The organism is Glycomyces sambucus (genome assembly GCF_900102815.1).
Classification (GTDB): domain Bacteria; phylum Actinomycetota; class Actinomycetes; order Mycobacteriales; family Micromonosporaceae; genus Glycomyces; species Glycomyces sambucus.
Genome location: NZ_FNGF01000003.1, coordinates 34,848 through 57,322, shown reverse-complemented (window position 1 = coordinate 57,322; position 22,475 = coordinate 34,848). Strand labels below are relative to the sequence as shown.

20 protein-coding genes are annotated in these 22,475 nt (G+C 71.7%); 12 read left to right on the top strand and 8 right to left on the bottom strand.

Annotation, left to right across the window (positions count from 1 at the left end):
* Positions 1–24: 24 nt before the first annotated feature.
* The 5 genes from BLS99_RS10030 (at position 25) to BLS99_RS10010 (ending at position 6,193) form a co-directional block, all read left to right on the top strand.
* Positions 25–642, top strand: a complete 618-nt coding sequence (locus BLS99_RS10030) for a hypothetical protein (RefSeq protein WP_091048063.1) — start codon at positions 25–27, stop codon at positions 640–642.
* 20 nt (positions 643–662) lie between these two features.
* Complete coding sequence (locus BLS99_RS10025; protein WP_091048059.1) at positions 663–2,039, top strand: NAD(P)/FAD-dependent oxidoreductase; 1,377 nt, start codon at positions 663–665, stop codon at positions 2,037–2,039.
* 73 nt (positions 2,040–2,112) lie between these two features.
* Entirely contained in the window at positions 2,113–2,802 is a 690-nt protein-coding gene (mtrA, locus tag BLS99_RS10020) for an MtrAB system response regulator MtrA (RefSeq protein ID WP_091048055.1), read from the top strand.
* Positions 2,803–2,823: 21 nt separating this feature from the next.
* Complete coding sequence (gene mtrB, locus BLS99_RS10015) at positions 2,824–4,476, top strand: MtrAB system histidine kinase MtrB (protein ID WP_143034741.1); 1,653 nt, start codon at positions 2,824–2,826, stop codon at positions 4,474–4,476.
* Positions 4,460–6,193 carry an LpqB family beta-propeller domain-containing protein gene (locus tag BLS99_RS10010; protein ID WP_091048046.1) on the top strand — a complete coding sequence of 578 codons (1,734 nt, stop codon included), beginning with the start codon at positions 4,460–4,462 and terminating at the stop codon, positions 6,191–6,193. The genes mtrB and BLS99_RS10010 overlap by 17 nt, the downstream gene beginning before the upstream one ends.
* Positions 6,194–6,322: 129 nt before the next feature.
* On the opposite strand, the gene BLS99_RS10005 is transcribed toward BLS99_RS10010, so the two are convergent.
* Together BLS99_RS10005 and BLS99_RS26910 are read right to left on the bottom strand one after the other, a co-directional pair.
* A complete protein-coding gene (locus BLS99_RS10005) occupies positions 6,323–6,550 on the bottom strand; it encodes a DUF3107 domain-containing protein (protein WP_091048043.1) in 228 nt (75 codons plus the stop codon).
* A 187-nt stretch (positions 6,551–6,737) separates the two neighbouring features.
* The gene (locus tag BLS99_RS26910) at positions 6,738–7,355 is read right to left on the bottom strand and encodes a TetR/AcrR family transcriptional regulator (protein ID WP_143034740.1); all 618 of its coding nucleotides are present in this window, start codon (positions 7,353–7,355) and stop codon (positions 6,738–6,740) included.
* A gap of 176 nt (positions 7,356–7,531) precedes the next feature.
* Here BLS99_RS26910 and BLS99_RS26905 point away from each other — a divergent pair, with 176 nt between their 5' ends.
* From BLS99_RS26905 to BLS99_RS09975, 6 genes are all read left to right on the top strand, one after another.
* A complete protein-coding gene (locus BLS99_RS26905; RefSeq protein ID WP_143034739.1) occupies positions 7,532–9,415 on the top strand; it encodes a hypothetical protein in 1,884 nt (627 codons plus the stop codon).
* 5 nt (positions 9,416–9,420) lie between these two features.
* Positions 9,421–10,410, top strand: a complete 990-nt coding sequence (locus BLS99_RS09995; protein ID WP_091048039.1) for an alpha/beta fold hydrolase — start codon at positions 9,421–9,423, stop codon at positions 10,408–10,410.
* Between the two features lie 59 nt (positions 10,411–10,469).
* The gene (locus BLS99_RS09990) at positions 10,470–11,309 is read left to right on the top strand and encodes a DUF3152 domain-containing protein (protein WP_143034738.1); all 840 of its coding nucleotides are present in this window, start codon (positions 10,470–10,472) and stop codon (positions 11,307–11,309) included.
* 99 nt (positions 11,310–11,408) lie between these two features.
* Entirely contained in the window at positions 11,409–12,587 is a 1,179-nt protein-coding gene (gene moeZ, locus BLS99_RS09985) for an adenylyltransferase/sulfurtransferase MoeZ (protein WP_091048032.1), read from the top strand.
* A gap of 257 nt (positions 12,588–12,844) precedes the next feature.
* Positions 12,845–13,633 carry a serine hydrolase gene (locus BLS99_RS09980; RefSeq protein WP_143034737.1) on the top strand — a complete coding sequence of 263 codons (789 nt, stop codon included), beginning with the start codon at positions 12,845–12,847 and terminating at the stop codon, positions 13,631–13,633.
* Between the two features lie 11 nt (positions 13,634–13,644).
* A complete protein-coding gene (locus tag BLS99_RS09975) occupies positions 13,645–14,532 on the top strand; it encodes a serine hydrolase (protein WP_091048025.1) in 888 nt (295 codons plus the stop codon).
* 173 nt (positions 14,533–14,705) lie between these two features.
* Here BLS99_RS09975 and ahcY read toward each other — a convergent pair whose 3' ends face one another.
* Positions 14,706–16,151 (bottom strand): adenosylhomocysteinase, encoded by a 1,446-nt coding sequence (gene ahcY / locus BLS99_RS09970; protein WP_091048023.1) that lies wholly within the window; start codon positions 16,149–16,151, stop codon positions 14,706–14,708.
* Between the two features lie 407 nt (positions 16,152–16,558).
* On the opposite strand from ahcY, the gene BLS99_RS09965 reads away from it, so the two are divergent.
* The gene (locus BLS99_RS09965) at positions 16,559–17,593 is read left to right on the top strand and encodes a GNAT family N-acetyltransferase (RefSeq protein WP_176953297.1); all 1,035 of its coding nucleotides are present in this window, start codon (positions 16,559–16,561) and stop codon (positions 17,591–17,593) included.
* Between the two features lie 68 nt (positions 17,594–17,661).
* Here BLS99_RS09965 and manA read toward each other — a convergent pair whose 3' ends face one another.
* The 5 genes from manA to BLS99_RS09940 all read right to left on the bottom strand — a co-directional run bounded on the left by manA (position 17,662) and on the right by BLS99_RS09940 (position 22,386).
* Positions 17,662–18,810 carry a mannose-6-phosphate isomerase, class I gene (manA, locus tag BLS99_RS09960; RefSeq protein WP_091048016.1) on the bottom strand — a complete coding sequence of 383 codons (1,149 nt, stop codon included), beginning with the start codon at positions 18,808–18,810 and terminating at the stop codon, positions 17,662–17,664.
* A gap of 135 nt (positions 18,811–18,945) precedes the next feature.
* Positions 18,946–20,142: an SIS domain-containing protein gene (locus BLS99_RS09955; protein ID WP_091048012.1), complete on the bottom strand. Its 1,197-nt coding sequence runs from the start codon at positions 20,140–20,142 to the stop codon at positions 18,946–18,948.
* Between the two features lie 82 nt (positions 20,143–20,224).
* Positions 20,225–20,437, bottom strand: coding sequence for a Trm112 family protein (locus BLS99_RS09950; protein ID WP_091048008.1), 213 nt, complete (start codon positions 20,435–20,437; stop codon positions 20,225–20,227).
* A 3-nt stretch (positions 20,438–20,440) separates the two neighbouring features.
* On the bottom strand, positions 20,441–21,820 hold the full coding sequence (locus BLS99_RS09945) for a phosphomannomutase/phosphoglucomutase (protein ID WP_176953296.1): 1,380 nt from the start codon (positions 21,818–21,820) through the stop codon (positions 20,441–20,443).
* A gap of 125 nt (positions 21,821–21,945) precedes the next feature.
* Positions 21,946–22,386, bottom strand: a complete 441-nt coding sequence (locus BLS99_RS09940) for a DUF3499 domain-containing protein (protein ID WP_091048004.1) — start codon at positions 22,384–22,386, stop codon at positions 21,946–21,948.
* Positions 22,387–22,475: the final 89 nt, after the last annotated feature.

Here is a 22,475-nt window from a genome sequence, read left to right as displayed (position 1 = left end):
CTTGACGAAGCTCGCGAGTCATAGATGAGCGACGTCCAGCGCGGCCTCCTCCAGGCCCTCCGCGACGGCGCCCGCGAGCGCGCCAAGGCCGGGCGCGCCTCCTCGGTCTCCTGGGCCCGGCGCGTCGCCCCCGCCCCGGTCCTGCTGCGCCTGCTCGTCGGCCTCACGCTCTTCACCGCGGCCGAGCTCGCCGTCCCGCCCGAGTGGGCCTCGGCCGGGCTCTACGTCGGCGTCGCCGCGCTCGCCGCCGCGGCCGCGGCGCTGGCCCCCGCGGGGGCCGCGGTCCTCGTCGCGATCGTCTTCACCCTCGGCGCGTGGCTCCTCGCGGACGCCTTCGACGGCGACCGGTCTCCCACATTGTGGACGGCCGCCGCCCTCGCCTGCCTGCTGTACACCGCCCACTCCGCGGCCGCGGTGGCGCAGCGCTTCCGAACGACTACCGCAATGGACGGTGAGATCATCCTCACCTGGGCGAAGCACCTCGGCCTGGTCCTGGCGTCGACTGTGGGCACCGCGCTCACCCTGGCGCTGTTCACCGCGTATTTCTCCGGTCTCACCGCAGGTCTCGCGGTCGGCGCGGGCATCGTGGCCGCAGTCACCGTGATCTACGTCCTCGCGCGTTCACTACACAAGACCACGTGAGCAGGGCCAGAATTGAACACGTGAAACGTATAGTCGTGATAGGTGCCGGTCACGTCGGTTTTTACGTTGCCGAACGCTTGAGCAAGCTGCTGAAGGGCGACATCAAGCGCGGTCAAGTTGAACTGATGGTCATCGACCCGAACCAGCACATGACCTACCAGCCGTTCCTGCCCGAGGCGGCCGCTGGCTCCATCTCCCCGCGACACGGCGTTGTGCCGCTCCGACAGGCCCTCAAGCACTGCACCATCCTCACCGGTGCGGTCACCGAGATCAAGCACGCCGAGCGCAAGCTCCTCGTGCAGCCCTACGTCGGCCCCGCCCGCGAGGTCGAGTACGACGAGGTCATCGTCGCCCCCGGCTCCGTCTCCCGGCCGCTGCCCATCCCCGGCCTGGCCGACACGGCCATCGGCATCAAGTCGATGGGCGAGGCCATCTGGCTGCGCAACCACGTGCTCCAGCGCTTCGACATCGCCGCGACCACCCAGGACCCGGACGTGCGCCGCAAGGCCCTCACGTTCCTCACCGTCGGCGGCGGCTTCGCCGGCGCCGAGACCCTGGGCGAGCTCGAGGACCTGACGGCGAACATCGTCAAGAACTACCCGATGCTCGACGCCTCCGAGATCAAGTGGTACCTCGTCGAGTACGCCAACAAGATCCTCCCCGAGGTCGGCCCCGAGATGGGCGCCTACGCCGCCCGCGAGCTCACCAAGCGCGGCGTCGACATCCGGCTCGGCACCACCCTCAAGTCCTGCGAGGGCGGCCACGTCGTCCTCACCGACGGCGAGGAGTTCGACTCCGACACCATCATCTGGACCGCCGGCGTCATGCCCCACCCGCTGCTCAAGCAGACCGACCTGCCGATCGGCCCCCGCGGCCACCTCGAGTGCAACACCCGGCTCCAGGTCGCCACCGGCATCGAGGCCGGCAAGCACACCATCGGCGAGGTCGTCGAAGGCGCCTGGGGCGCGGGCGACTCCGCCCAGGTCCCCGACACCTCGGACTTCCCGATGGACTGGTGCACCCCGTCCGCGCAGCACGCCGTCCGCCAGGCCAAGACCCTCGCGGACAACGTCTACCGCAACCACGTGGGCCGCGAGCTGACGCCGTACGAGCACAAGTACATCGGCTCGGTCGCCGGCCTCGGCCTGTACAAGGGCGTCGCCAACACCTACGGCTTCAAGGCCAAGGGCCTCCTCGCCTGGCTCATGCACCGCGGCTACCACCTGTCGCGCGTGCCCGGGACCGGCCGCAAGGGCCGCGTCCTCGCGGACTGGATCGTCGGCTTCTTCACCAAGCGCGAGATGGTCCAGCTCGGCGAGATCCAGGCCGGCCGCGAGCCGTTCGAGGCCATCGCCGCAGGCACCGACCCCGCACGAGCGGCCAAGTCCGTCGGATAGTCGTTACAGTTAGAGCACCACGGGTGTCCACCCGTGGTGCTCTCGGCTTTTGCGAGGTGGAAAACTGGTGTCCATGAGAGCACGTGTACTCGTCGTTGACGACGACCCGGCGCTGGCGGAGATGCTCGGCATCATCCTCCGCACCGAAGGCTTCACCCCCACCTTCGTCGTCGACGGCGAGAAGGCGCTCGCCGCGTTCAAGGAGCACCGCCCCGACATCGTGCTGCTCGACCTCATGCTCCCGGGCATGAGCGGGATCGACGTCGCCAAGGCCATCCGCGGCGAGTCCGGCGTGCCGATCGTCATGCTCACCGCCAAGTCCGACACCGTGGACATCGTCCTCGGCCTCGAATCGGGCGCCGACGACTACATAGTGAAGCCGTTCAAGCCCAAGGAGCTGGTGGCCCGCATCCGCGCCCGCCTGCGCCGCGGCGACGACGTCACGCCCGAGCGCCTGGAGATCGGCAAGCCCGGCCTCCAAGTGCAGATCGACGTGCCCGCCCACCAGGTCACCCTCAACGGCGCCGAGGTCAAACTGACGCCGCTGGAGTTCGACCTGCTCGTGGCCCTCGCCCGCAAGCCGCGCCAGGTGTTCACCCGCCAGGTCCTGCTGGAGCAGGTCTGGGGCTACCGGCACTCCGCCGACACGCGCCTGGTGAACGTCCACGTGCAGCGCCTGCGCGCCAAGATCGAGCCCGACCCCGAGCGCCCGCAGCTCATCCAGACCGTGCGCGGCGTCGGGTACAAGGCCGGACTGGGCTAGGTGACGGGCGGGGAGGACCGGGTGCGCGAGCGCCCGGTGCGGCCGGACCCTCGGCGACGCCTGCGCAGCCGCAGACTCGCCCTGGCCTGGCGGCGCACCGCCCGCTGGGCCGTCCGCGCCGCGCGGCCGCTGGTCGACCGCTACCGCGCCTCCCTCCAGCTCCGGGTCGTCTCCTCGACCCTCATCGCCTCCACGGTCCTGGTCCTCATCTTCAGCTTCGTCGTGGCCGGCTCGGTCACCTCCGGGCTCCTCGCCGAGCGCAAGGACACCGCGGTCGAGGAGACCCTGAACGCCGTCGAGCGCGCCGCCGAGCAGCTCGGCACCTACACCTCCTCCTCAGACACCGCGCTCGCCACGGCCATGCAGCGGATCGTCAACGAACTCGCCGAGGACCCGGTCTACGCGCCCGTGATCATGCTCCGGACCGCGGACGGGGACGTGACCCGCTCGCACCCGTCCTCCTCCGACGTCCAGCCCTCCGCGGAGCTCCAGGAGGACGTGGCCTCGGGCAAGACCGCGGCCCAGTACGGGAACTTCGCGCTCGAAGGCGAGGGCGCCATGCCCTACCTCGTGGTCGGCTCGTACATCGACCTGAGCCTCGACTTCGAGCTGTACGCGTTCTACCCCCTCGAATCGCAGCAGGACGCCATCAGCCTCCTGCGCACCAACCTCGCGCTCGCCGGCGTCGCCCTGGTCCTGCTCCTCGGCGTCATCGCCGCCCTGGTCACGCGCCTGGTGGTGACGCCCGTGCGCGAGGCCGCCCGCACCTCCCAGCGCCTCGCGGCCGGGCTCCTCCACGAGCGCATGGAGGTCCGCGGCTCCGACGACCTCGCCCGCCTGGCCGGGTCGTTCAACCTCATGGCCGAGAACCTCCAGAGCCAGATCCGGCGCCTGGAGGAGATGTCGATGATGCAGCGGCGCTTCACCTCCGACGTCTCGCACGAGCTGCGCACCCCGCTGGCGACCATCCGCATGGCCGCCGACCTGCTCTACGACAACCGCGACGACTTCGACCCGGTCACCAAGCGCTCCACCGAGCTGCTCCAGCACGAGATCGACCGCTTCGAGGACCTGCTCCAGGAGCTGCTGGAGATCTCCCGCTTCGACTCCGGGTTCGCCTCGCTCGAAGTCGACGCCGTGGACGTGGGCCGCATCGCCGAGGACGTCGTGGAGGGCCTGTCCCACCTCGCGTCCGAGTGCGGCGTCGAGGTGACCGTCTCCCGGCCCAAGCGGCGCGTCATCGCCGAGGTCGACCCGCGCCGCGTCCAGCGCATCCTGCGCAACCTCGTCTCGAACGCGATCGAGCACGCCGAGGGCAAGCCGGTCCGCGTCACCGTCGCCGAGTCCGACACGGCCGTGGCCGTCGCGGTCCGCGACCGCGGGGTGGGCCTCAAGCCCGGCCACGCCGACCGCGTCTTCGACCGCTTCTGGCGCGCCGACCCGTCCCGCAACCGCCGCACCGGCGGCACGGGCCTGGGGCTCGCGATCAGCCTGGAAGACGCGAAGCTCCACTCGGGGACGCTCCAGGCCGTCGGCGAGCAGGGCAAGGGCACGCTGTTCGTGCTCACGCTGCCGCTCCAGGCCGGCAACCGCGTCATCACCTCGCCGATCCCGCTGCGCCTCGACGGCCCGCGGAGCGCCGGTAAGGAGGCCGCCCGTGCGACGCAGGACTAGCCTCGCCGCCGCGCTCGCCGTCGGCACCGCCTGGGCCGCATCGGCTTGCGGCATCCCCACCGGCAAGGCCCCGGAGATCATCGACGACGCCCCGTCGGACTTCGGCGAGTCCTCGGGCACCAGCGTCGAGGTGTTCGAGCCGACCGCCGACGCGGGCGAGACCGTCGGGAACTTCCTGCGGGCCGCCGCGGGCGACCCCGCGAGCCGCGACGACCGGCTCAACAAGTTCACGGCCGCCGGGAGCACGAAGTTCTCCGACCCCACCCTGGGCCTGCGCCTGGTCGACCACCTCAACGTCTCGGTTGAGGGCGGGGGCAACCCGCTGGAGTCGGCGAACGTGAAGGTCACCGGCACGGTCATCGGCGTCTACTTCCACCAGGACGGCTGGGCCCGCATGGCCTCGCCGTACGCCTACGAGGAGACGTTCATGCTCCGCCGCGACGGCGGCCTCCAGGACTCGTGGGAGATCCAGAGCCTCCCCTCCCAGGTGTCGCTGGACTACCAGCAGTTCCTCGGCTCGTACACCGAGTCGCCGCTGTACTTCCAGACCGACCAGGCCGAGCTCCTGGTCCCGGACCTGCGCTGGATCTACGACGACCTCGACGCCGACACGCGCCGTCGGCTCCTGCTCGACTGGCTGCTGCGGGGCCCGTCCGACGTCCCCGGCCAGTCGTCGCGCACCGCCATCCCGATCGGCACGGTCGGCAAGATCTCGACCCCGGACGGCGTGGTCGAGATCGACCTCCAGCTCGACGAGCCGGTCGACGACCGCAGCGTCCAGGACGCCATGGCCGCGCAGGTCGCCTGGAGCCTCAACCTCGTGGACGGCTTCGTGCTCACCGCCGACGGCGACACCATCGCCGAGGGCTCCCTCGCCGACTGGCGCACCTGGAACGCGATCCCGAGCGACCTGCCGCAGACGGCGTACTTCATCGCCGAGGACCAGGTGTGGGAGTACACCGGCGAGGGCGTCTCCGTGACCTCGGCCGACCACCCGTGGGTCGGCTTCACCGCCGAAGGGCTCCGGCAGGTCGCCGTCGGCCCCGCCGACCAGCTCGCCGCGGTCGTCGCCAGTGGCGCCGGCGAGGTGCTCCAAGTGGGTCCGACCGACGCCGCGATGGGCACGGTCGCGGGCCTGGGGAACGCGCTGACCGACCCGCAGTGGCACCCGGTGTCGGCGCTCATCGTGCTCTCCGACGGCGTGCCCACGGTCGTGGACCCGAACACCCGCACGGTCGTGCAGACGCTCCCGGTGGGGGAGGGGGTCACCGCGATGTCCCTCGCGGCCGACGGGCGGCGGCTCGCATACGTGGAGGACGGCGAGGCATGGGTGGCGACGCTGATCGTCGACGCCGACCGGAACCTCCAGGCGGGCGAGGCGCGGCGGATCGGCACCGATGTCGAGGACGTCACCGACGTGGCCTGGAGCTCCGAGAACTTCCTGTGGGTGGCGGGGCAGCGGGGCAACGACACGCTGTTCAACATCGCCCTCGACAACTCCCACACCTCGGCGCAGCCGGGGACCTCGGGCCTGGTGTTCTCCGAGATCGCGGCGGTCCCGGCCGACCCGGTCGAGTCGGTGGTCAACCGCGGCGACCCGGTCCTGGCCGTGGCGAACCAGACGCTGTACCGCATCCACACCGCGAGCGGCCCCGAGGGCGTCCGGAACGGGACGGCCGCCGTGGGCGGTACTGCGCCGTTCACGGTGCTCCAGTAGCCCAGGAGCCGGCGGCGAGAGCGAACGAATAAGGCCCGGGGCCGAAGCCCCGGGCCTTGAAGTCTGCCTGGTCGCGCTAGGCGTCGACGGTGCTGTGCCGCCTGTTCACTGCGCGAAGCCTTCGCAAGCTCAGGCGTCGACGGTGAAGCCGACCGACCGCACGTTCGTGGCGGCGACCTCGATGTACGCGATCTTCTCGACCGGCACCATCACCTGGCGGCCCTTCTCGTCTTCGAGGCGAAGGACTCCGCCGTCCTTCACGGCCTGCTCGATCGTGTCGGACAGGTCCTTCGGCGACAGCTTGCTCTCCAACACCAGTTCGCGTGGGGCGTACTGGACACCGATCTTGACCTCCACGGGCCCTCCTCAATCGAAATACTGTGACCTACGGTCCGATGCAAGACTACTCGCGGCGACCCCCGCTCCACTGCACGGAGCGCTGCGCCGAGAGCGAACGACCGATCCGAGAATTCACCTTGCGGGTGAACACTCACACGCCCCGCTCAGGCCTCGCCTTCTCGCGGGCTGTGCTGCTCGCTCCCGCTCAGGCTTCGCCCTCTCGCGGGAAATGCGAGATCCCGCGCCAGGCGAGGGTGCTCATGAGCTGCACCGCCTCGTCCTTGGGGATCGCGCGGCCGGAGGCGATCCACTTGCGGGCGGAGACCTCGGCGTTCCCGAGCAGGCCCGTGGCCAGGAGTTCGGCCCGCGCCTTGTCCACGTGGGTGTCGGCCATGATCGTCTCGGCCATCGCCGAGACGCACTCGGCCTCCATCTTCAGCACCCGCCCGGCGACCTCGGGGTCGTTGCGCTGGTCGGACTCGAAGACCAGCCGGAACGCCTCCCCCTGCGCGTCGACGAAGTCGAAGTACGCCCGCATCGCGCGGTTCACCCGCTCCTTGTTGTCCTCCGTGGACTGCAGGGCGTCCCGCACCTGCCCCACCAGCTCGGCCGCGCGGCCGTCCAGCAGCGCCAGGTACAGCTCCAGCTTCGAGGTGAAATGCTGGTACAGCACGGGCTTGGAGACCCCGGCGTTCTCGGCGATGTCGTCCATGGAGGTGCTGTGGTACCCCTTGGAGACGAAGACGTCCTGAGCGGCCCGCAGCAGCTGCGCGCGGCGTTCGCTCCTGGGCAGTCGGACCCGCCCCTCACCAGCGCTGTTCACTCCGGCACCTCTCTTCGGCTCATGTCGCCCATCCGTCAGTCGCGAGCACTTGCGACCCGAACGAAGTTTACGGAAACCTGAATACAGTCTCCCAGCGTACGGGGGCGACAAACGCGGGTTCGAGTCACTGGGCGCGCCACGGTACCTTGAGGGCGGGAATATGAAGGAGTTGTCTAGTGGTGTATGACCAGAACCGACCGGATGACCAGCGTCCGACCGGGGAGGAACGGGCAGCCCGCAGGAGGATCGGCAGGTCCTGGGGACCGCCGGCCGACGAGGGCGCCGAGACCGCCGACGCCGCCCGCCAGGGGATGGGGCAGGCGCCCGAGCAGTACCGGTTCGACCCGGACCGCGGCCGGCGCCACCGCTACAGCGACGACCCCACCGGGCAGGTCCCGAACGTCCCGGTCGAGATGGCCGACACCGGACCCATGGTCCCGGCGACCCGCCGCCCCGCGCCCGGCGAGCAGTTCGAGCCGATCCCCGCCGCCCCGCAGCAGACTCCGCAAGCGCCCCAAGGCTTCCAGGCCGAGCAGGCCCCCGTGAACCCGTTCGCGCCCCCGGCACCGAACCAGGACCACGCGCCCGCGCCGCAGCACCAGGAGTACGCCCCTCCTCCCGCCCAGGAGTTCGGCGTCCCCCAGCAGCACGCCGCGCCGCCGCTGCCCCCGGCCCCCGACCACGCCTCTCTCGACCGCGCCGCCCCGCCGAGCCAGCCCGCGCAGCAGTTCTACAGCGCCCCCGCCCAGGACTTCGGGGTCCCGCAGCAGCACCCCGGCTACAGCGCCCCGCCGCTGTCCGGCGACTACGCCGCCCACCCCGCTCCCGGCAACCCCGCCTCTGGGAACCCCGCACCTCCGCAGCCCGCGCCGCCCGGCCCCAACCAGGAGTTCGCTCAACCCCCGGCACCCGAACCCCAGTCGCCGCAGCAGCACTTCGGCGTCCCGGCCCAGCCGCAGCACACCGGCCCCATCGAGGTCCCGCAGGCCGCCGCGCCGAGCGCGCCGCCCGCATACGCCCCGCCGCAGCAGGACTTCAGCGCCCCGCCCGGCCCGAACCCCGAGTTCAGCGCGCCGCCGCGCCAGCGCCCCGAGCCGCGCGCCGCCGAGGCCGCCCCGAGCGCGCCCCCCGCCCCGGCCCCCGAGGTCCAGCGCCAGCCCGTCCCGAGCACGCCGCCCGCCCCGGCGACCCCGCCGGCCCCCTCCCCGGTGGTCGAGCAGCAGACCGACCAGTTCCCGATCGTCCAGCCCCCGCTCACCGAGGTCTCGCCCGCGGCGGTCCCCAGCCCGCCCGTCACCGAGCAGGCCCCGCTCCGCTCGTCCCCGGCGAACCGGCCCCCCATCGCCGAGCCCACCCCTCCCGCGACCGTGGAGAACGCAGGACCCATGCCCGCGAACCCGGCCGGCACCGTCGGCGCGCCCGACACCGAGTCCGCCCGCCTGGTCGACGCGGTCCGCCAGGTCCCCGGCGTCCGCGACGCGTTCCACGTGACCGCGCCCGACGGGGCCTCCAGCCTGCGGCTGGAGCTCGAAGAGGGCGTTGACCCCGACGAGGTCCACGCGGTGGTCTCCGCCGTCGTCAACGAGCAGCGCGCGGTCGAGCCCGGCCCGCAGTCCTCCGAGGAGCCCGAGATCCGCGGCCACGTCGAGTCCGCCTCCACCGACATCGAGGTGGCCTCGGTCGGCCCGGTCGAGCTGCGCCGCGTCGAGATCGAGTCCGCCGGGCTCGAGGCCGAAGTGAGCGTCACGCTCGCCCTCGGCGACATCGAGTCCACCGGCAAGGTCGCGGTCCCGCCGATCGACTGGCACATCCAGCACGCCGCCGCCGCGGCCACAGTGGAGGCCCTGCGCCCCCGCCTCGGCGCCGGTGACGTCCGCGTGGAGGTCGAGCACGCCTCGATCGTCCCCACCGGGCCGGTCAAGACCGCCGTCGTGGTCATCCTCTGGCTCGACGGCCGGTCGGTCCGGCGCCTCTCGGGCGCGGCGGTCGTGACCGCCGAGCGCGCCCGCGCGGTGGTTTCGGCTACTTTGGGCGCGCTGGCAGCCGAAGTGGCACACTAGCTCCCATGAAGCGGGCGCGGCTGGTCGACTCCGGGGAGGTCCGGACCCCTCGGCGGCCGCACTCGCCGTGGCCGGGCATCGAGCACCAGGTCAGCCGCCGCCGGCTCTTCATCCGGCACACGCCGCCGACCGCCTCCGGCGCCGAGCCGGCCGTGTTCGTGCACGGCCTGGGCGGCTCGGCCCAGAACTGGACCGACCTCGCCGACGCGCTCTCCGACCGCCTCCGCACCGACGCGATCGACCTGCCCGGTTTCGGCCACTCGGCCCCGGCCCCGCGCGCGACGATCCCGCTGCTCGCGCAGGACGTCGCCGCCTGGATCACCGAGTCCGGGCGCGGCCCGGTGCACCTGGCGGGCCACTCGCTCGGCGGCGCGGTCGCGGTCTACCTGGCCGCGACCCGCCCGAACCTGATCCGGACCCTGACGCTCGTGTCGCCCGCGATGCCGTTCGGGAACCCGCGGCGTTCGCACCAGTCCCGCTACCTGCCGATGCTCGCGGTCCCGAACATCGCGTGGCTCGCCGACCGGGCCATGCGCGGGCGCACCCCGCAGCAGGTCGTCGACGACATCATCCGCGGCACCTGGGCCGACCCCGACTCGATCCACCCGCAGCGCCGCCGCGAGGCGATCGCCGAGGCCCGGCACCGCCTGTCCGTCCCGTGGAACAACCGCGCGTACTTCCAGACCTACCGCGGGCTCATGGCCTCGTTCATGCAGGCGCTGGTACCGGGGACGAACTCGCTGTGGCGCCTCGCCCGCGAGATCCAGTGCCCCGCGCTGGTGGTGTGGGGCAAGCAGGACCGCGTCATCGACGTCCGCCAGGCGCCGCCGACGGCGCTGGCGATCCCCGACTCGCGGCTGCTCATCCTCGACCGGACCGGGCACGTGGCGATGATGGAGCGCCCGCAGGCGGTCGCGCGCGCGATGGCGGCGATGCTCGACGAGGTGCACGATGATGCGCACGAAGACGCGAGGGATGTTCTGACCGCATTGTGAACTCACACATTCGACGGGGCTGGGCCCCCGGGGGCGTCCCGGGAATTAGACTCGCCGGTGTGACTGAGGGACGGCTGGATCGCAACCGCAGGCTCCGCAGACGACGGCGCTTCGTGCTGGTCGCGATCCTCGTCCTCATGGCGGGCACCGGGGCGTTCTTCGCCCTCGGCGCGGCCGTCACCGGCGGGCAGCCGCAGGCCATGGACGAGGACGACCGGGCCGTGGCCACCAGCGCCGCGCCGACCGCGGACGCCCTGTCCCCCAGCGCCTCCCCCTCGCCCGACCCGATCGTCCCGCTCTACTTCTCGGGCACTGGGACCTGGACGTACGCCGAGCCGGCGGACACCGCGGTCTTCGGCGACGCGGGCACGCTCCTGAAGTACAACGTGGCGGTCGAGAACGGGATCGGGCTCGACGCCGACGAGTTCAGCGCGTTCGTGCGCGCGACCCTGGCCGACGCCCGCTCGTGGACCGCGGGCGGCGCCTGGCGCTTCCAGCAGGTCGGCGGCGGCGACGCGGACTTCACGGTCTACCTCGCCAGCCCCGAGCAGCGCTCGTACCTGTGCGGGTCCCAGAACACGACGGTCTCGTGCCGCAACGGCGACAACGTGGTCATCAACTCGGCCCGCTGGATCACCGGCGTCGAGCACTGGGACGGCACGCTCGACACGTACCGCCAGTACGCGGTGAACCACGAGGTCGGCCACCGCCTCGGCCACGGCCACGAGGTGTGCCCCGGCGACGGCGAGGTCTCGCCGGTGATGGCGCAGCAGACGTACCAGCTCGCCGGGTGCACCGGCAACGCCTGGCCGTTCCCGGACGGCGAGACGTACGTATCCGGTCCGGCGGGGGACTACAACGGGCCCGACCTGCCGCCGGACGACTTCGTCGACCAGTAGTCCTCCCGGCATGTGGGACGGTCGATCCCACGGGGTGAATCTCGGCACACCGGCCTTCCCGCTGGAATATCCACAGCGCAGGCGGGCATTATTGGTGATATGAGTTTGCCGCCGCTGGTCGAACCAGCTTCCGAGCTGTCGGTCGACGAGGTGCGCCGCTATTCGCGCCACCTCATCATCCCCGACGTCGCCATGGACGGTCAGAAACGACTCAAGAACGCCAGGGTGCTCTGCGTGGGCGCGGGCGGCCTCGGGTCCCCCGCGCTGATGTACCTGGCCGCGGCCGGGGTCGGCACGATCGGCATCGCGGAGTTCGACACCGTCGACGAGTCGAACCTCCAGCGCCAGATCATCCACGGCCAGTCGGACATCGGCCGCCCCAAGGCCGAGTCCGCCGCCGCCTCGATCCGCGAGATCAACCCCCACGTGAACGTGGTCATCCACAACACGGTCCTCGACAACGACAACGTCTTCGGGATCTTCGAGCAGTACGACCTCATCGTCGACGGCACCGACAACTTCGCGACCCGCTACATGGTCAACGACGCCGCGGTCCTGCTCGGCAAGCCCTACGTGTGGGGCTCGATCTACCGCTTCGACGGCCAGGCCAGCGTCTTCTGGGCCGACCACGGCCCGTGCTACCGCTGCCTCTACCCCGAGCCCCCGCCGCCCGGCATGGTCCCGAGCTGCGCCGAGGGCGGCGTCCTCGGCGTGCTGTGCGCGTCGATCGGCTCGATCCAGACCACCGAGGCCATCAAGCTGCTCACCGGCATCGGCGACCCGCTCGTGGGCTCGCTCATGGTCTACGACGCGCTGGAGATGACCTACCGCAAGATCAAGGTCCGCAAGGACCCGAACTGCGCGGTCTGCGGCCCGAACGCCACCGTCAAGGAGCTCATCGACTACGAGGACTTCTGCGGTTCGGTCACCGACGAGGCCGCCGAGGCCGTCGTCGGCTCCACCATCACGGCCCGCGAGCTGGCCGAGTGGATCAAGGAGGGCCGCGACATCGACCTCATCGACGTGCGCGAGCCCGCCGAGTACGAGATCGTGCGCATCCCCGGCTCCCGGCTGATCCCCAAGGGCGACATCGTGTCCGGTGCCGCGCTGAGCGAGCTGCCGACCGAGAGGCAGGCGGTGTTCTACTGCAAGGCCGGCGTCCGCTCGGCCGAGGCCCTGGCCGCCGCGAAGGCCGCCGGGCTGAAGAACGCCGTCCACGTCCAGGGCGGCGTCCTCGGCTGGATCAACCAGGTCGACCCGAGCCTGCCGGCGTACTAGGCGAGATCCCAAGGGGCGTATGGCTGCGGCCGTACGCCCCTTGGCGTCTGCGGGTTGCCCGCGGCCCCGGTGACATTCCAGACATGAACGCTCGGAAGATTCCGAAGAGGGCGCGTTGACTCCGCAACGCCCCCTTCCCTAGCCTTGTACGGATGATCCGCAGAAGCGAACCATCCTCCCGTCTACTCCGCCCCTCCCGCCGCAGCCTGCTGCGGTTTGGCGTGCCCGCCGCGGCCGCCCTGGTCGGTGCCGGAGCCGTGGCCACGGTCGCAGCGAACGCCTCCGAGAACGGCCTCGAGTCGTTCTTCGGGCCGTCCCGCGAAGAGCTCGAAGCGGAGCTGCGCACCAGGATCGACGAGTACCTCGCCTCCACCGGCACGCAGGTCGAGGCGTCGGTCGCCGTCGAACGCGGGGACATGCACCTCGACTACAACCCCGACCAGACCCACATCACCGCCTCCATCGTCAAGGTCGAGATCATGCTCATGACCCTGGAGTACTGGGGCTCGGTCGACGCGATCCCCGAGGACCACCGGACCGCCCTCGACCGCATGATCCGCGAGTCCCACAACGACTCCGCGACCACGCTCTACAACTACCTCGGCGGCGTCGACGCGCTCGTGGCCGCCCACGACAGGTACGGCCTCCAGGACACGACGCCCGACGCGCAGGGCCGCTGGGGCGTCGGCTGGTCCAGCGCCGCCGATCAGCTCGTCCTCACCGGACTCGCGCTCACCGAAGGCGTCCTCGACGCCGACCAGACCGCGCTCGCCCGCGAGCTCATGGGCGACGTGATCGCCGAGCAGGCGTGGGGCGTCTCCGCGGCCGCGCGGGACGGCGAGACCGTCTGGCTCAAGAACGGCTGGGACGTCGAATCCCAGCTCGGCGGCCTCTGGGTCGTCAACTCGATCGGCGTCCTCGGCGGCGACGGCGACGACCCCGTGAAACTCGCCGTCCTCACCAGCGGCGCCGTCGACGACGTCGAAGGAATCCCCGTCGTCGAGGAGATCGCCGCGATCTCCCGCGACGTCATCCAGTACGACTGACTAGGAACCACATGACCCTCGAACCACCCCAAGTCAACGCGGAGCCGGCCCCCCGGCCCCGCCCCTCGCGCCGAACGGTCCTGAGGGCGGCGGTCCCCGCAGCCGTCGCCCTCGCCGGAGGCGCCTCCCTGATCGGGACGGCGGCCTGGGCCGACGGCCCGACCGACGCCGAACTCTCCACCGAGCTCTTCGAACGCGTCCAGGCGTACCTGGCGACCACCGGCACCCAGACCGAGGCGTCCGTCAAGATGACGCGCGGCACCCGGGCCGTGGGCACCTACGCCCGCCGGATCCACGACACCGCCTCCATCGTCAAGATGGAGATCCTGCTGATGCTGCTGGAGGAGTACAGCTCGGTCGAGGCGATCCCCGCCGACATCCGCGAGCACGCCCGGCAGATGATCGTCTGGTCGAACAACGACTCGACCACCACGGTCTACAACCACCTCGGCGGCTGCGACGCCCTCAAGGCGGCGCACGTGCGCTACGGCCTCGCGTACACGACGGCCTCGGACGACTGCCGCTGGGGCCTGACCAAGACCAACGTCGGCGACCAGCTCTCGGTCATCAACCAGCTGCTCTACAAGGGACGCCTCGACCAGGCGAAGGTCGACCACGCGCGCTGGCTCATGGGCGGCGTCGCCTCGGTCCAGGCGTGGGGCCTGCGGGCCGCGAAGAAGACCGGCGAGACGGTCTGGGTCAAGAACGGCTGGGACTCCCGCTCCTCGCTCGGCGGCCTGTGGGTCGTCCACTCCTGCGGCGTCATCAGCGCCCCGGGTCAGACCGCCATCCGCATGGCGATCCTGACCAGCAAGGCCCCCAACGAGTCCCGCGGCATCCAGATCGTCGAGGAGATCGCCAAGATCTCCCGCTCGGTGATCGACAAGGCCGTCCTCTAGAGAACGCGGAGCGGCCCCGGCCGACAGGCCGGGGCCGCTCCGACACGCTCTCAGTACCGGCTGTGCCGCCGCTACCGTCCCTTCGCTTCGCTCAGTACCGGCTGTGCGGCCGCTACCGTCCCTTCGCTTCGCTCAGTACCGGCTGTGCCCCCGCTACCGTCCCTTCGCTTCGCTCAGTACCGGTAGTGATCCGGCTTGTACGGCCCCTCGACCGGGACGCCGATGTAGTCGGCCTGGCTCTTCGTCAGGGTCGTCAGCTTGACGCCGAGCGAGTCGAGGTGCAGGCGCGCGACCTCCTCGTCGAGGTGCTTGGGCAGCGTGTAGACGCCGACCGGGTACTCGTCGAGCCGGGTGTGCAGCTCGATCTGCGCGAGCACCTGGTTCGTGAAGCTGTTGCTCATCACGAAGCTCGGGTGCCCGGTCGCGTTGCCCAGGTTGAGCAGGCGGCCCTCGCTGAGCACGATGATCGAGTGCCCGTCCGCGAACTGCCACTCGTGGACCTGCGGCTTCACTTCGAGCTTCTTGATCCCCGGCTCGGCGGCGAGGCCGGCCATGTCGATCTCGTTGTCGAAGTGGCCGATGTTGCCGACGATCGCCTGGTGCTTCATCCGGCGCATGTGCTCGACCGAGATGATGTCCTTGTTCCCGGTGGTCGTGACGAAGAGGTCGGCGTACTCGACCGCGTCCTCCAGCGTCAGCACCTGGTACCCGTCCATCGCGGCCTGGAGCGCGCAGATCGGGTCCACCTCGGTGACGACGACCCGGGCGCCCTGGCCCCGCAGCGACTCCGCCGAGCCCTTGCCGACGTCGCCGTAACCGCAGACCACGGCCACCTTGCCGCCGATGAGCACGTCCGTGGCGCGGTTGATGCCGTCCACGAGCGAGTGCCGCACACCGTACTTGTTGTCGAACTTCGACTTCGTCACCGAGTCGTTCACGTTGATCGCCGGGAACGGCAGCCGCCCCTCGCGCTCCAGCTCGTACAGCCGGTGCACGCCGGTGGTGGTCTCCTCGGTGACCCCCTTGACCTCGCCCGCCTTGCGCGAGAAGCGGGCCGGGTCCTCCTTGAGCGAGCGGGCCAGCAGCGCGAGCACCACGGCCTCCTCCTCGCTCGCGGCGGTCGACGCGTCCGGGACGGCTCCGTCCGCCTCGAACTTCGCGCCGTTGACCACGAGCATCGTGGCGTCCCCGCCGTCGTCCAGGATCAGGTTCGGCTCCTCGCCGCCCCAGTCCAGGGCGCGCTCGGTGCACCACCAGTACTCCTCGAGCGTCTCGCCCTTCCACGCGAACACCGGGACGCCCTGCGGCGCCTCCGGGGTGCCCTGCCCGACCGCGATCGCCGCGGCGGCGTGGTCCTGGGTGGAGAAGATGTTGCACGACGCCCAGCGCACCCGCGCGCCGAGCGCGGTCAGCGTCTCGATGAGCACCGCGGTCTGGATCGTCATGTGCAGCGAGCCGGTGATGCGGGCACCCTCCAGCGGGCGGTCCGCGCCGTAGCGCTCGCGCAGGGCCATCAGGCCGGGCATCTCGTGTTCGGCCAGGCGGATCTCGTGGCGGCCGAAGTCGGCCAGCTTGAGATCGGCGACCTTGTAGTCGTCGGCTCGCAGCTTGTTCGTCATGCCTGAAATGCTACGCGCCGCCCCTTCGACCGCCGCCGAACGGCACCGTGGCGCCAGCCACGCCGCACCGCGGGTCGGAAACCGTACGAATCGGACTCGCGACTGCGGAATCGCAGGTGAGAGGCGTGGCGGCGGTCGCGTGGGAGGCGCCACGGAAAATTTCTTGCCGCAACCCCTGTTTCTGCTTGACACTGCTGAGGCGGTGGGTAATATTGCAGATACGCAGCGTCACGGAGATGCGGGAATCCACTGGGTTCCAGACCATCGCCACCGGCGCAGCGGAGATACCAAACCGGGGGGAGTGCCGGGCGGTCTGGGGTGGCCGCCCGGCACATTTTTGCGCCTACTGGCAAGCGCTGTCCTGAAATTCGATTGCGGGGCCTCCCGAAATACGAGAAGGTCGGGGCGTGAGCAACCCTGACATCGAGATCGTCCCGATCGACCCGCTGAACCGCGACCAGGTCAACGGCTGGATCCGCACCCAGCGCGCCGTCACCGAGCACGACCTGCCGGGCGAGCCCCTGCCGAGTCCCTCCTTCCAGCGCCTGCGCCTGCTGCTGTGGCCCGACTCCCTCGCCGTGGAGCGCTACACGGCCCTCCAGGACGGCGAGGTCGTCGGCTCCCTGACGTACTCGATGCCGACCCAGGACAACCAGCACCTGCTCGAACTCGAACTCGACGTGCGCCCCGACCGCCGCCGCCAGGGCATCGGCACCGCGCTCAACGACTTCACCGAGCGCCGCGCCGCCGAACTCGGCCGCGACACGATCCTCGCCTTCGCCGTCGACTCCCTCGACGGAGGACAGCGCTTCGACCACGCCGGCCAGCACTTCGCGAAGGCCGCCGGATACAAGGTCGTCGACCAGGAGATCCACCGCCGCAACGACCTCACCGTCGTCGCCGACGACGTCCTGGAGTCGCTGTACGCCGACGCCTGGGCCAAGGCCGCCGGATACGAGCTGGTGCAGTGGATCGACGACTGCCCCGACGAGGTCCTCGCCGGGTACGCGGCCCTGAACGAGCGCATGTACACCGACCCGCCCATGGGCGAGGAGCTGGACATCCGGCCCGCGGTCTACGACGCCGCCCGCATCCGCAACACCGAGTGGACCATGAAGGAGCGCGGGCAGACCCAGTTCGTCAGCGCCGTCGTCCACGTCGAGTCCGGCGAGGTCGCCGGCATGTCCGGCATCGGCCTCACCCCCGGCGAGGAGCTGCACGCCTGGCAGCAGGACACCATCGTCGAGCAGAAGCACCGCGGCCACCGCCTCGGCATGGTCCTCAAGATCGCCAACCAGCGCCTCATGCGCCGCTACCGGCCGCAGATCCGCTACATCCACACCTGGAACGCCGAGGTCAACGACCACATGATCGCCATCAACGAGGCGATGGGCTACCGCGCCCTGTGCCGCGACCTCGACGTCCAGAAGAAGCTCGCCTAGCGCGCAGATTCCCGCGTTGCAGACGGGAAACGGCCCGACCGCTCAGCGGTCGGGCCGTTCTCGCGTGTTCAGGCGCTGGCGATGAACAGCTCGCCCGTGCCGCTGGCGATGACCGGTCCGGCCGTGCCCGCGGAGAACGCGGCGCGGCCGGGGGAGAGCGCGGCCTCGCCGGCGTCGTCGGCGACGGTGACGTTCCCGCCGGTGGACAGGCAGATCCGCGGGCCCTCGACCGCGATGGTCTGCGGGCCGCCGGTGAGTTCGACCCGGCGCAGCGCGAAGTCCTCGATCGGGACCGGCCAGGAGCGGACCGGGCCGTTGTCCTCGGCGGTGGTGCGCGGGTCGGGGATGGCCTGGAAGTCGAGGACCCGCAGCAGTTCGGGGACGTCGACGCGCTTGTTGGTGAGGCCGCCGCGGAGCACGTTGTCGCTGGCGGCCATGACCTCGACGCCGAAGCCGTGCAGGTACGCGTGGAGGTTCCCGGCCGGCATGTACACGGCCTCGCCCGGCTGGAGCGTGATGTGGTTGAGCAGCAGACTCACCAGGACGCCCGGGTCGTCGGGGTAGGACCGGGCCAGCGAGACCAGGTCGGCGCCGTCGGCGCTGTCGAGCTCGGAGGCGGCCTTCGCGGCGGCGTCGATGATCGCCCGGCACTCCTCGCGGGCGAGCCCGAGGAGGTCGGGGACGGCCTTGCGGAGCCCGGCCTTGCGGTCGCGCAGCGTCGCGGCGAGCCCTTCGAGCTCGGGGACGGCGAGCGCCTCGATGTCGGCGGCGGCCTCCAGCGGGTCGCGGAAGCCGCACATGGCGCGGAACTCGGTGAGCGCCACCAGCATCTCGGGCTTGTGGTTGTCGTCCACGTAGTTGCGGTAGGCCGCGTCGATGCCGATGCGCATCTCCCGCTGGTGGCCCGAGTGGGCCTGGCGGGCGTTGGGGTGCGCCTGGAGCGACAGGGGCTTGCCGGCCGCGAGGAGCTTGAGCAGGAACGGGAGCTTGGGCCCGAACCGGTCGAGGGCGCGGTCGCCGAGCATCCCCGCGGGGTCCGAGGCGATCGCGGCGTCGAGGGGCCGCCCGTCGTGGAGGGTCGAGGGCGCGCTGTGGTGGGCGCCGAACCACTCCTCCGCCTCGGGCAGGTCCGCGGGCACCTCGCGGCCCTGGAGCCTGGCGATGTCGTCCTGCGATCCCCACGCGTAGTTGCGGATGACGCCGTAGAGCCCCTGCACCGCCGCTCCTCACCTGTCTCTTCTCCGGAGGCCCCAACTCTATCGGTTCGGCTCTCGCGTCTCACCGCCCCAGGGCGGCGGTACGGCGCAGGCCGCGGACGGCGGCGCCGTCCACGGCCTTGAGCTGGTGCTCCGCTATTCGGCGCCGAGAGTGAGGTCCTTCATCTCCGAGACGGCGGGGACCCGCATGGGGTCGAGGCCGTGCGCGAGGGCGAGGTACACCGACGCGAAGTCGGGGACGGCGATGAGCGAGGCGAGCCGCTCCAGGGCGCAGCCGCCCTCGGCCGGGAGCACGTCACAGCGGACGCCGCGGCGCCCGGCGAGGTCGGCGACGGCGTCGGCGCGGCGCGTGTCGGGCTTGGGCGTGGTGTCGTCGCCGTCGAGGCCGTCGTCGCGCATGAGCACGATCCGCAGGCGCGTGAGCTCGTCGTCATCGTCGGGGTCGGCGAAGATGTCCTTCTGTCCCTCGGCGAGCGAGCCGAAGACGCCGTCGAGGAGGCCCACGCGGCCGCGGCCGACCTCGCCGAGCTCGCCGGAGACCACCGGGTAGCGGGAGTTCGCCGCGAGCATGTCGCCGAAGCGCCGGGCGGCGACGCCCGCGAGCGGGCTGGAGCCCCACACGACCGGGATGGAGCCGGCGAGGTTCATCGCCAGTTCCTTGGCCGGGTTGACGTACGCGTCGGCGTCGGGCCGGCACCGCTCGGCGTCCTCGTCGAGGCGCCGCGCGGTCTCGGCGATGTCGGCCTCCACGAGGCTGACGAGGCCGAGTTCCCTGGCGGCCATGAGGACCGGGACGGTGAGCGCCCACAGGCTCAGGCGCGCGGGGGCGCGGCGCGGGACGGCCACGAACGGGGCGCGGGCCCGTTCGGCGAGGCCCTGGAGCTCGGAGTCGGGGGCGCCGATGGCGACCAGGCGGGCGCCGCGGCGGGCGGCGGCCTCGGCGGCGGCGAGCGCCTCGGGGCTGCGCCCGGAGGCGGAGACGGCGATGACGACGTCGGCGGCGCCGACCCAGCCGGGGACGCCCGCGGAGCGGTGCCCGAGGATCGGGACCGGGCAGCGGGGCCCGGCGACGGTGGCGAGGATGTCGCCGGTGCGGGCCGCGGTGCCGACGCCCGCGACGACGACCGCCCGGGGGCGGCCCTCCTCCGCGAGCGCGGCGAGGCCGGCGTCGGCGGCGAGCGCGGCCGACTCGCGCAGCTGCGGTCCGGCCGAGGCGAGCGCCCACAAGGCGCCGCCGGGCCGGATCGACTCGCTCAGGTCGCCTTCGATGCGGCGCTCGTCCGGGAGCCGGTCGCCGGTGATGCCGGCGATGCCGTCGTCGTCGAGACCCATGCTGTTCCTCCTTGGCCTTCGCGGCCGTCGCGGTTCGCTTCGGTTGCCGGGTGGGATCGCTCGGGGTGCCCGCCGCGCCCCGCTAGTACTGCTCGGGTCCGCCGCTGCCGGTGGCGCCGTTGTGCGAGGCACTGTCGAGGAGCATCACCGGGATGCCGTCCTCGACGCGGAAGACCTTCGCGCACTCCGAGCAGGTGAGCGCGTTGGTCTCGCGGTCGAACGAGAGCGGGGCGTGGTGGGGCTCGGGGCAGCGCAGCAGTTCGAGGAGCACTGGCTTGGGCGCGGTGGCGGGCATGGGCTAGTTCCTTACGATGCGGAGGATGTCGTCGCGCAGCCGTTCCATCGAGGCCGTGTCGGGGCCCTCGACGTTCAGCCGCAGCAGCGGTTCGGTGTTGGAGGGGCGCAGGTTGGCCCAGGAGCCGTCTGCGAAGGAGACGGTGAGCCCGTCGAGGCGGTCGGTCGCGACGCCGTCCCGGGCGCCGAAGGCGGCGGCGACCTCTTCGATCTTCGCGGCGGGGTCGGCCACCTTGGAGTTGATCTCGCCGGAGGCGGTGTAGCGGACGTAGTCCGCGGCCAGCTCGGCGAGCGTCTGGTCCGAGCCGCCGACGGCGGCGAGCACGTGCATGGCCGCGAGCATGCCGGTGTCGGCGAACCAGAAGTCCTTGAAGTAGTAGTGCCCGGAGTGCTCGCCGCCGAAGACGGCGTCCTCCTCGGCCATGACCGCCTTGATGTACGAGTGGCCGACGCGGGTGCGCAGGGGGCGGCCGCCGTGCTCGGCGACGATCTCGGGGACGGCCCGGGACGTGATGAGGTTGTGGCACACCGCGGAGCCGGGGTGCTTGGCGAGTTCCCGGGTGGCGATGAGCGCGGTGATCGCGGACGGGGTGACGGGCTCGCCGTCGGCGTCCACGACGAAGCACCGGTCGGCGTCGCCGTCGAAGGCCAGGCCGAGGTCGGCGCCGACCTCCCGCACGCGGGCCTGGAGGTCGACGATGTTCGCCGGCTCCAGCGGGTTCGCCTCGTGGTTGGGGAAGGTCCCGTCGAGCTCGAAGTACAGCGGGTCGATGTCGAGCGGGAGCGCCGCGAGGAGCTGGTCGCCGAGGACCGCGGGGACAGTGTGGCCGCCCATGCCGTTGCCGGCGTCGACGACGACCTTGAGCGGGCGGATGCCGGAGAGGTCCACGAGTTCGCGCATGTAGGCGGCGTACGCGGAGAGGAAGTCCTCCGCGGCGAACGTCCCGGGCGCCTCGGCCGCGGGGGCCGGCTCGCCGTCGAGGATCGCCTGGGCCCTGTCGCGGATGTCGGCCAGGCCGGTGTCGAGGCCGATGGGCCGCGCGGCGGGCAGGCACATCTTGAGGCCGTTGTACTCGGCGGGGTTGTGGCTGGCGGTGAACATCGCGCCGGCGACGTCGCGCCGCCCCGCGATGAAGTACAGCATGTCGGTGGAGCAGAGCCCGGCGTCGAGGACGTCGGCCCCCGCGCGGGTCGCGCCGCGCGCGAACGCCTCGGCGAAGCCGGGGCCGGAGTCGCGCATGTCGTGGCCGACGGCCCACCGCGTCTCACCGGTGACGGCGACGGCGGCAGCGCCGATCGCCTCGAAGACCGCGGGCGTCAGCTGCGAGCCGACGAGTCCGCGGACGTCGTACGCCTTCACGAATTCACTGAGCTTGGGAGCCACGGGTGTGCCGCCTTTCCGGTGTCCTACCTGTGATCGGCTCGCGCGTCGCCGAACGGGGCCGGTCGGGGAGGTGGCCTCCGCGGCCGCACCGCGCCGCTGCGGGAGGGCCGCCCCCGCAGACGAGACTAGCGCTGCGCGTCCTCGTCGCCGGACACCACCCGGAGGTGACGGCGGGCACCGAACTGGGGCCCCGCGGGCCGGTAGCCCTGCCGCGGAGACGGTTCTGCCTCGGCGAGGCGGCGGCTCGCCAGCGTCGCGGCGTCCTCGGGCGCGCCGGGGTCCTCGTGGCGCTCGCCGACGGCGGCCTCGCGCACGGCGTTGGCCAGGGCCACCAGGTCGTCGTCGGTGGGCATGGGCACGGCGTAGTCGCCCTGGTGCCTGACGAGCTCCCAACCGTGGGGCACGGTGAGGCGCCGGGCATGCGCGTCACACAGGTCGTAGCTGTGGGGTTCCCGCGCCGTCGAGAGCGGGCCGACCACAGCCGTCGAATCCGAGTAGATATATGTCAAAGTGGCCACCGCAGGCTGGCGGCAGCCGTTCCGGGAGCAACGCCGATCCGACCTCACCCCACGAAACTACCACTCGCGGTGTCGAAGTCGGTGTTGCTGACCAGTGGCCGCGGATCGATTCGCGCCGCGGGGCGTCGCGGGGGCCG